At 60.0% G+C, this 7,852-nt stretch carries 10 protein-coding genes; 5 read left to right on the forward strand and 5 right to left on the reverse strand.

The features are described 5' to 3' along the window. Positions 1-33 precede the first annotated feature (33 nt). The 5 genes from WC683_06945 to WC683_06965 all read right to left on the reverse strand — a co-directional run bounded on the left by WC683_06945 (position 34) and on the right by WC683_06965 (position 2,141). The gene (locus WC683_06945) at positions 34-216 is read right to left on the reverse strand and encodes a hypothetical protein (GenBank protein MFA4972333.1); all 183 of its coding nucleotides are present in this window, start codon (positions 214-216) and stop codon (positions 34-36) included. Beyond that, positions 213-566, reverse strand: coding sequence for a hypothetical protein (locus tag WC683_06950; protein MFA4972334.1), 354 nt, complete (start codon positions 564-566; stop codon positions 213-215). The genes WC683_06945 and WC683_06950 overlap by 4 nt, the downstream gene beginning before the upstream one ends. Positions 567-759: 193 nt before the next feature. Beyond that, entirely contained in the window at positions 760-1,446 is a 687-nt protein-coding gene (locus WC683_06955; protein MFA4972335.1) for a hypothetical protein, read from the reverse strand. A gap of 32 nt (positions 1,447-1,478) precedes the next feature. Then, complete coding sequence (locus WC683_06960) at positions 1,479-1,931, reverse strand: hypothetical protein (protein MFA4972336.1); 453 nt, start codon at positions 1,929-1,931, stop codon at positions 1,479-1,481. A gap of 57 nt (positions 1,932-1,988) precedes the next feature. Continuing rightward, positions 1,989-2,141, reverse strand: a complete 153-nt coding sequence (locus WC683_06965; GenBank protein MFA4972337.1) for a hypothetical protein — start codon at positions 2,139-2,141, stop codon at positions 1,989-1,991. Positions 2,142-2,237: 96 nt separating this feature from the next. Here WC683_06965 and WC683_06970 point away from each other — a divergent pair, with 96 nt between their 5' ends. The 5 genes from WC683_06970 to WC683_06990 are packed head-to-tail and all read left to right on the forward strand — an operon-like array spanning position 2,238 to position 7,619. Next, entirely contained in the window at positions 2,238-4,631 is a 2,394-nt protein-coding gene (locus tag WC683_06970; protein MFA4972338.1) for a DNA-directed RNA polymerase, read from the forward strand. A 60-nt stretch (positions 4,632-4,691) separates the two neighbouring features. Further along, positions 4,692-4,898: a hypothetical protein gene (locus WC683_06975; GenBank protein MFA4972339.1), complete on the forward strand. Its 207-nt coding sequence runs from the start codon at positions 4,692-4,694 to the stop codon at positions 4,896-4,898. After that, positions 4,895-5,224 (forward strand): hypothetical protein, encoded by a 330-nt coding sequence (locus WC683_06980; protein ID MFA4972340.1) that lies wholly within the window; start codon positions 4,895-4,897, stop codon positions 5,222-5,224. The genes WC683_06975 and WC683_06980 overlap by 4 nt, the downstream gene beginning before the upstream one ends. A 9-nt stretch (positions 5,225-5,233) precedes the next feature. After that, positions 5,234-6,790 (forward strand): portal protein, encoded by a 1,557-nt coding sequence (locus tag WC683_06985; GenBank protein MFA4972341.1) that lies wholly within the window; start codon positions 5,234-5,236, stop codon positions 6,788-6,790. A gap of 34 nt (positions 6,791-6,824) precedes the next feature. Then, on the forward strand, positions 6,825-7,619 hold the full coding sequence (locus tag WC683_06990) for a hypothetical protein (protein MFA4972342.1): 795 nt from the start codon (positions 6,825-6,827) through the stop codon (positions 7,617-7,619). Positions 7,620-7,852: the final 233 nt, after the last annotated feature.

Below are 7,852 nucleotides of genomic sequence, written 5' to 3' on the forward strand. Positions count from 1 at the left end.
CGGGTGCCTGCAATTCACGGCTCGGAAGGTGCTTCATTTTGTCTTCTCCATTCTCGCGCACTCCATGAGCCAATCCTTGACAGCGTCCTCGCGATTCGTGAGCGATCCGCTACCCGCCAGACATTCCACGTTCTGGCACTCGACGTAGTAGCCGATCTTCCGGTTGCCGACGATCTTCGGCGTCCCGCCGCAGTGGCACTTCGGCAATGGCGTCATTCCACTTCTCCCTTCACGAATAGGCCAATCTGGCAATGCTTTGAGACAAACCCATCCACGGTATGATTCTGCCAGAGATAGATTGCCCGCGCCTGATGTTGCTCCGGCACGACATAGACCGTGTGCAGTTTCCGCGTCACCTGGTCACGCTGAGACTCCGCCACGATGTCTACGCCAAAGAACCGCCGCAGGTCGCTGACGCGCGCACGGTAGTTCAGCATGTTGACACGGGCCAGGTCGAGGCTCGTTGCGCGCCATGAGTGCATACGCAGGCAGTCCAGAGTCTTCCAGCAGTCGTCGGACAACTTTCGCTTCACCGGCGCGGTCACATAGGGTTCAGGCGTTTCCATCGGACTCGTCCTCATCCTTATTCAACGTGCATCGGGGCGGTTGCCCACGCTCAAAGTCATCGCAAACTGTCCACCACTTGATGCGCGGCTTGACGCACCCTGCGTTGCCCCGGCCACACCGAGGCGGCTTGTACTGGAGACTGGCATGCTTACAGAGGACGCAGCACTCCGCGTCTCGCAGGGGCTTCATTTGTCATCCTCTCCTCAGCGCGTTATCATGCACTCGGTCAATCTTCGGCCCGTCCGCGCCGGCATGGTCGCGCTCGGCTTCGGGTTGCAGAAATTGTTCTTCGAGGTAGTCAATCCGGCGGACCAGCCGCATACGCTCGTGCGCCGCTGAGGCGAGTTCGGTCTTGTAGGAGTCGCGCTCCGCCCGCACGAAGCCAACCTCCCATTGTAACTTGTAGTTCTCGCGGCTCAGTTCGGCAATGAGTTTCACGGCGTCGCGGGTTGCGAACACGTCATCGGCGGAAATGAGCACGGGCGCCGCCTGAGCAGAGGGACGGGTGATGGGATCGGTCTGCGCCGATCCGCCCCCCCCCTTCCGTGCGCCGCCCGCGTCAACCGTCTCGACGATCTCCGGTATTGGCGGCTGAGTGAAATATCCTCCGGCAGCTGCCATCCGCTCCCGTTCCCGCGCCTTCGCCCGTTGCAGTGACCGGCTCCACGGATCCCGCCGCACCGTCTCGGCGAATGACGCCTCGCGGTGCGCCTTTTCCATTTTCGCCTGTGCGGGCGACGGCGCATTTACCGCCGCCGCGTCAACCGCCCTGTGAACATCCGTCGCGCAGCAGGCGTCCGCAACGGGATCGCTCCCTATCCGCGCCTGGATTTCCTCGGCACTCGCAAACTGCGCCTGCTCGATTTTGTCCGTCGCCATGTCGCATGTCCTCCATCCCATGACCTGTCTACCTAGGTTACCTTGACCTCTGCCGCGCAGTCATCACATGCCGGCCGCGTACCAACTCGCGTCGTTGCCTGATCCCCGCAGTAGTCACAGATCAGGAGGCTCTCTGTGCCCGTGGATACCGGGCCATTCGCCAGCACAGACTTGCCGGCCACTCGCGCGGCGATTTCGGTGATGAGTTCTCCCCCGCATCGGACGCAGACGCCAAAGCGGGCAATCTGGTTGGTTTTCCGTCCACATCGTCGGCAATACTTCCGGCACCCGGCGCAGAGACCGAGTTCCTTGCTGTCTTCACACACGAGTGGCGTTCGACAACCCCGGCAGAAACGCCGACTGTCGGCCAGCACGGCCTTCTCGATTTCTGACCGCCGTTCGCGTACCCGCTGCGCCGAGTCTCTACTCATCGCGGCCTTCTCCGTCCGAGACTTCGTGGTGATACGCTTTCTCGTAGGCGTCATCGCGTCTCCTCCAATTGGAAAGGGTCAGCCTGCCGGGGCCGTGAAAGGCGCACAAACTCACGGTGGGTCTCCCCGGCAGGCCATGTCGCCGAAGCGGATGCGTTGGCTGGCGAAGAACCGCTGGGCTTGCGCCCGGCGGGACTTCTGCGCATCTCGCTTCGGCAATGAATGGTTGTCATGAATCGGTTCCTCGCCAGCCACCCTTATCATACAACCGAGAATTGAAATGTCAAGAAGAAAATCTGAAAAATCTTTCGGCTTGCTTTTCTGCAAGACCTATGGTACATTTCTTCCGTAGGAGGGTTCGTGCGGCTGCTCGATGATTCTATCTTCGCCGAGGAGCGCAAGGCGGAACGCGCCGCAGTTGACGGCGGCGTGGCGCGATACCGTCTGCTGGCGAAACGCGCAACCGACCGGGGCGATGGGGCCAGCCTCAAGCCGGTCGAGCGTCTGATGCTCTACTGGCATACCCGCCTCACCGCTGCCATTTCCAAAGAGCGCACTTCCTGGCGCAGAGGCACACCCGGCCCTAACCGGCAACAATACGGCCCCTACCTTGACGATCTGCGGCCTGCGGAATGGGCCGTTATTGCCTTGCACGAAACGCTGAGCCGGTGCATGATCTACCCGCACGGGGCGCGTCTGTACCTGATATGTCTGGACATCGGGCGCGCGGCTGCCGCAGAGATCGTCATCCGCACACTGCGCCGGAAGAATCACGAGGCGTTCGCGTCCGTCAAGCGCAGACTTAAGCATCGGTCACATCCCAAGCTGGTCACCCAGATTGCCCGGAAAATCACCGATGGGGTCTGGACGCTGCCGATACAAGTCAAGGTGGGCGCGGCACTGTTTGAGTTGGTTCAGGCGTCCTGCTACCTGCCCCTTGAGGACGGTACGCCCACCCCGGTATTCGTCAAGGGGATGCGTTCCCTGAACACGCACTTTGGATGCCGTGGTCGGCGCGCGTTGATTATCTCGCTTGCCCCTGAAGCACTCAAAGTCATTGAGGAAGGGCACTTACAGCGGCAATTCCTGCATCCCCGCTATCAGCCGATGCTCGTTCAGCCGATGATGTGGAGCAAGGGCCAGTCCGGCGGGTACGTGGAACTGCCCATGACGGCGATCAAGCGCGCCGCGTTGACCGGCGCACCTGAACCGCCGCCACTGGTCTACGATGGCATCAACGCACTGAATCGCTGCCCCTGGCGCGTTAATCGCACCATCCTGCCTGTGGTCAAGGAGTTATGGGAAGCGGGTGGAAACGTTGCGGGCGTCATCCGCCGCAATCCGTATCCCATCCGCCCCATGACGCCGGAGGAAAATGCCGACTTGGACAAGCGTCGGTTCTGGCGCGAGTACGCCCACAAGGTGCACAAACGCAACGAGAATGAACTGCCCGCCATGCAGAATGTGTTTCTATGCACCCTGGGCGTTGCAGAACACTGGGCCGAACGTTCTAAGTTCTGGCTACCGCACCAGTTAGACTTCCGGGGCAGGGCATACCCTGTGCCCCTATTCCTTCACCATCAGGGAGACGATATCTGCCGGGGGTTGTTGGAGTTCGCCGATCCTGTGCCCATCACAGAGACCGGGCTGAAATGGATTGCAGTACATCTTGCGAATTGCTGTGGATTTGACAAGATACCATTTGCACAGCGCATTGAATGGGTTTCCGACAACCGGGCCATGTTCGAGAAGTGGATTGCCGCCCCGCTTGAACATCGGGAATGGATGGACATGGATGAGCCATTTCAGGCGTTGGCGGCTACTCACGCCCTTCTGGACGAAGGAGCCGCCGCACATCTGCCCGTCCAGGCGGACGGTAGCAACAATGCCTTACAGCACTACGGGGCCATGCTCCGATGTTCTGAAACTGGGGGACTGGTCAACCTTGTTCCACGTGAAACACCGTCAGATATCTATGCAGTGGTTCAACTTAGGGTAGTCGAGAGTATTTCAGCAGAGGCGCGGCAGGGGAATCGCTACGCCGCTGCCGCCGAGCCGTGGATCACTCGCAAACTGGTCAAGCAGCCCACCATGACCGACCTGTACGGAGTAACGATGATCGGCAGACGTACACAGGTCGAGGACCAACTAACCCGCGCCGGGTATACCGCTGAGGATATCTACGAGGTAAGCAAGAACTTGGCGAACGCTATCGCAGAGGCGTCCCGTGAGGTCTGCGCCGCCGCGCATGTCGGCATGGCATGGCTGAAGGACTGTGCGCAGAAGATCGTCCTTACGGGCAAGCGGATCGAGTGGACCAGCCCGTGCGGCTTGCGCGTGGTCCAGCCGTACATGTGCAGCAGGGAGATGGGCGTCCACACATTGAGGCATTTGCTGTGGGCGCGTACGGACGATGAACGCCTTATCAACATCACTCGCCAGCGCAACGGATTTGCCCCCAATTTCGTGCATTCCGTGGATGCCGCCCATATGTTGACTACAGGCATCCGCACACGCGCCGAGGGCATGGACTTCGCCGGCGTCCACGATTCCTACTGGTGCCACGCCGCGCACCGGGATAGAATGAACGTTCTGCTTCGAGAGGAGTTCATCGTCGCGCACAAAACGCCGCTGCTTGAGACGTTGCACAAAGACCTGTGCGCCACATACCCGGAAATCACGTTTGCCCCGCCCCCCAAGTTGGGCACTCTGGACCTTGAGGCAGTTCGTGGATCGCGGTATTTCTTTGCATAAAGCAAAGACGGTGGTAGTATGGAAATATAAAGCATCTGTAACGTCTAGTGGAGTAACGGGATGGGGAAAATCGAGTCGGTTGACGTGATGCCACGGGTCACTGTGGACCTGATTGACTGGCTTGAGAAGATCATCCCTGCGCCGGTGCTGGACAATGTGGGCTGTCTTGCCGACGATAAACACCGGCTCCTCATGGCCTATGAGATGGGCAGACGCGACGTGGTGAACATGCTGCGCAGGCGGTGGGACAAGGAATCTCAGCAATGAGCATGTTCAGCGGAGTCACCGACTTCTTCACAGAGGACTGGACCAACCTTCTCTACCTTACCCCTCTTGCTCCTGTCAACTTTGTGCAAAAGACGCTGGCCTTTACAGTATTGGGGGGCTTGAAGGGCTTTGGTGGACTCTTTGACAAGATGAGTGGCATGATGTCTCCTGCACCGCCCTTGCCGCCGCCAGTTCCGTCCAAAGATCCCGTTGTAAAACGACAGTTCACAAGTCTAATGCCAACAGGTAATAACATGCTGCGTGTGGACGTGCCGCGCACTCCGGGCATGGCAACATCCATCATTCCGCCGGGCATCCGTCTCTAAGGAGTCTCGTTGGCCGAGTCCATTCGGACGCAGTTTGAACGGGAAGATGCCGAACGAAGCAGCTTTTTGGACTTGTGCCGCGAGTGCGCCGCCCTCACAATCCCCAGCATCCTGCTCCCGCTGGGGCAGACGGCAGGGGGACGAATCCCGATCACCTACCAGTCCATCGGGGCGGATGGACTTTCGACGCTCGTGAGCAAGGTTCTGGTAGCGCTGTTCCCGCCGCTTGGCCCGTGGTTCCGCATGTCGCCCGGACCCCAGGTGCGCGAGAAGGCCGGGGCCGCAGGCTGGCAGGCGTTTGACGATTACCTCTACGGGCGGGAACTGCAACTCATTTCCAAGTTCGAGAAGTCCAACTACCGCATGGTCATCCGGCAGTGCCTTGAGTCCATATTCTGCGTCGGCAACGGGCTGTTGCAGGAGTTGGACAACTACAACTATCGGTCTTTTCGGTTGGATTCGTGGATTCCCATTCGCGGCTCCGATGGGCAGATTCTTCAAATCGTCGTCAAAGAGAAGGTGCATGTCCTTGAACTGACGGACGACCAACTGGCGTTGTGCGAGATCAAGCGCGAAGATGTAGAGAAGGTCGGATACTCTGAACAGTGGAAAGACCAGTACACGCGCGCACGGCTTCAGCGCGATGGGACTTGGGTAATCACTCAGGAAATCAAGGACAAGGAGTTCAACCGCTCCGAGGAACGCGTGTCCCCGTTCATCCCCATAGGGTACATCGAACTGTCCGGGGAGAATCACGCGCGCGGATTCATCGAGGAACGCATCGGCGACCTGCGTTCTCACAACGGCCTGTCCAAAGCCCTGCTGGACGGGTACATCGCCATGACGATGCTCCGGCCCATCTTCGACTCCTCAAAGGGGTATACGACCGACGCATTCACGCGCCCGAATGGCGTACCCGTAGAGGGCCGCGTAGAAGGCGAGACGCCCAATGGGCTGGCGTTCCTGCACACGAACAAAAGCATGGACATGGGCGGCGCGCTTATGGGGTTGACGCAGATTGAGAAGCGGTTGGGCAAGCAAATGCTCATGGAGTCCGCCACGCAGCCGCAGGGCGAGCGCGTGACCGCCTATCAGGTTGACCGCATCCGGCAGGAGATTGATGGCGCTTTGGGTGGCGCTTTCGTCAACATTGCGGGCGAACTGCAAATTCCCCTGCTGAAACGCCTTGAGCACCGCATGGAGCGCGACCGGCTGCTGATCCCCATCCCCGCGCAATTCAAGAAGGACGTGGACATTTCCATTACCACGGGTCTTGAGGCGTTGGCCCGCCAACTGTCCGCGCAGAAGTTGCTTGGCGCGCTGCAATCCGTCGCGCAGTTGCCCGGCGCATTGCAGGAGATCCGCCTCGATGTCGCCATGCGCGAGTTGTTCAAGGGCACGGGCCTGTCCGTGGACCAGTTCTTCAAGACGATGGCGGAGAAGCAGGCGGAACAGCAGGCGGCCATTGCGCAGCAGGCGCAGGTTGCCGCGAACGAGCAGAAGGCGAAAACGGCTGGTAATCTCATGGAGATGGCCGCAGAAAGCCAACTGCAAAAACCGGGATAACCTTGCCTGAAGCAAGGCCCCAAAGGAGTCTATCATGGGCGACGTACCGGAGAAGAAGGACGGCATGGATGGGGCGAAGGCGGACGGCGGCGGGGATAAGCCCGCGCGCCCGGAGTACATCCCGGAGAAGTTCTGGACCGGAAACATCGAGGACTCGGCAAAGAAGATGGCCGAATCCTACGCGAATCTGGAGAAGAAGCAGTCCGCTCCGCCGCCGAAGCCCGGCGCGATGGACTTGACCGCGCCGCCGGAATCGCTCGACGACAACGCGACGCTCTCCGATACCATCATCCGCGCGGGACTCACGCCAGAGGTCGTGGGCAAGACCTTTGTGGAAAAGGGCGAGTTGACGAAGGAGCAATACGACGCCCTGAAACTCAAGGGACTTGGAAAGGCGCTGGTCAATCAACTCCTCAGCACCGAAGTGGCCCTGCAACAGCGCGTGACACAGGACACTATGGCGAAAGCCTATGCCGCCGCCGGGGGCGAGGAACAGTGGAAGAACACGTTCCTTTGGGCACAGGCCAATTTGAGCGAGGCTGACCGCAAGGCGTTCACTGAGGACCTGGCCAACCCCGCGCGCAATGCACACGCGGTCAAGTTGCTCTTGCAGATGCACCGCGAATCCGTCGGCGCGGGCGGCAGCAACCCGCTCAACGCCGGACGGCCCGCCAGCGGCAACGGCAATGCGCCGTTCAGCACCTATGCGGAATATGACGCCGCCGCCAAAGCCGCAGAGTCCGACCCATCCAAACGCACTGCGTTCCAGCAGCGATTGAAGAACACGCCCGATCACATCATGGGCGCGTTGCCGTTCCTCTCGACCTGAGCGCGTGAAACGCCCCTACGGGGATACGCCACGCCGGACGGTCGCATCGCCGTACCCGCAAAACCAAAGAGCCTGACGCAGCCGGATAACCGCAAGGCCCGGCCATGCCAAGACAACTCCACGGTGAAGCGCATTGTGCCGTTTCATTGTCACCAGTTAGGAGTTTAGTCATGGCCTACGATGTCGCATTGCAAGACGACCACGGAACAGGGAGATTCGACGCACTTGCGAAG

This window comes from bacterium (assembly GCA_041648665.1).
Classification (GTDB): domain Bacteria; phylum UBA10199; class UBA10199; order 2-02-FULL-44-16; family JAAZCA01; genus JAFGMW01.

Excerpts from the sequence above, each read along its gene's own strand:
- WC683_06965 (MFA4972337.1), bottom strand. The coding sequence starts at position 2,141 with ATGATAAGGGTGGCTGGCGAGGAACCGATTCATGACAACCATTCATTG.
- WC683_06975 (MFA4972339.1), top strand. The coding sequence starts at position 4,692 with ATGGGGAAAATCGAGTCGGTTGACGTGATGCCACGGGTCACTGTGGAC.
- WC683_06955 (MFA4972335.1), bottom strand. The coding sequence starts at position 1,446 with ATGGCGACGGACAAAATCGAGCAGGCGCAGTTTGCGAGTGCCGAGGAA.
- WC683_06980 (MFA4972340.1), top strand. The coding sequence starts at position 4,895 with ATGAGCATGTTCAGCGGAGTCACCGACTTCTTCACAGAGGACTGGACC.
- WC683_06950 (MFA4972334.1), bottom strand. The coding sequence starts at position 566 with ATGGAAACGCCTGAACCCTATGTGACCGCGCCGGTGAAGCGAAAGTTG.
- WC683_06945 (MFA4972333.1), bottom strand. The coding sequence starts at position 216 with ATGACGCCATTGCCGAAGTGCCACTGCGGCGGGACGCCGAAGATCGTC.
- WC683_06960 (MFA4972336.1), bottom strand. The coding sequence starts at position 1,931 with ATGACGCCTACGAGAAAGCGTATCACCACGAAGTCTCGGACGGAGAAG.
- WC683_06990 (MFA4972342.1), top strand. The coding sequence starts at position 6,825 with ATGGGCGACGTACCGGAGAAGAAGGACGGCATGGATGGGGCGAAGGCG.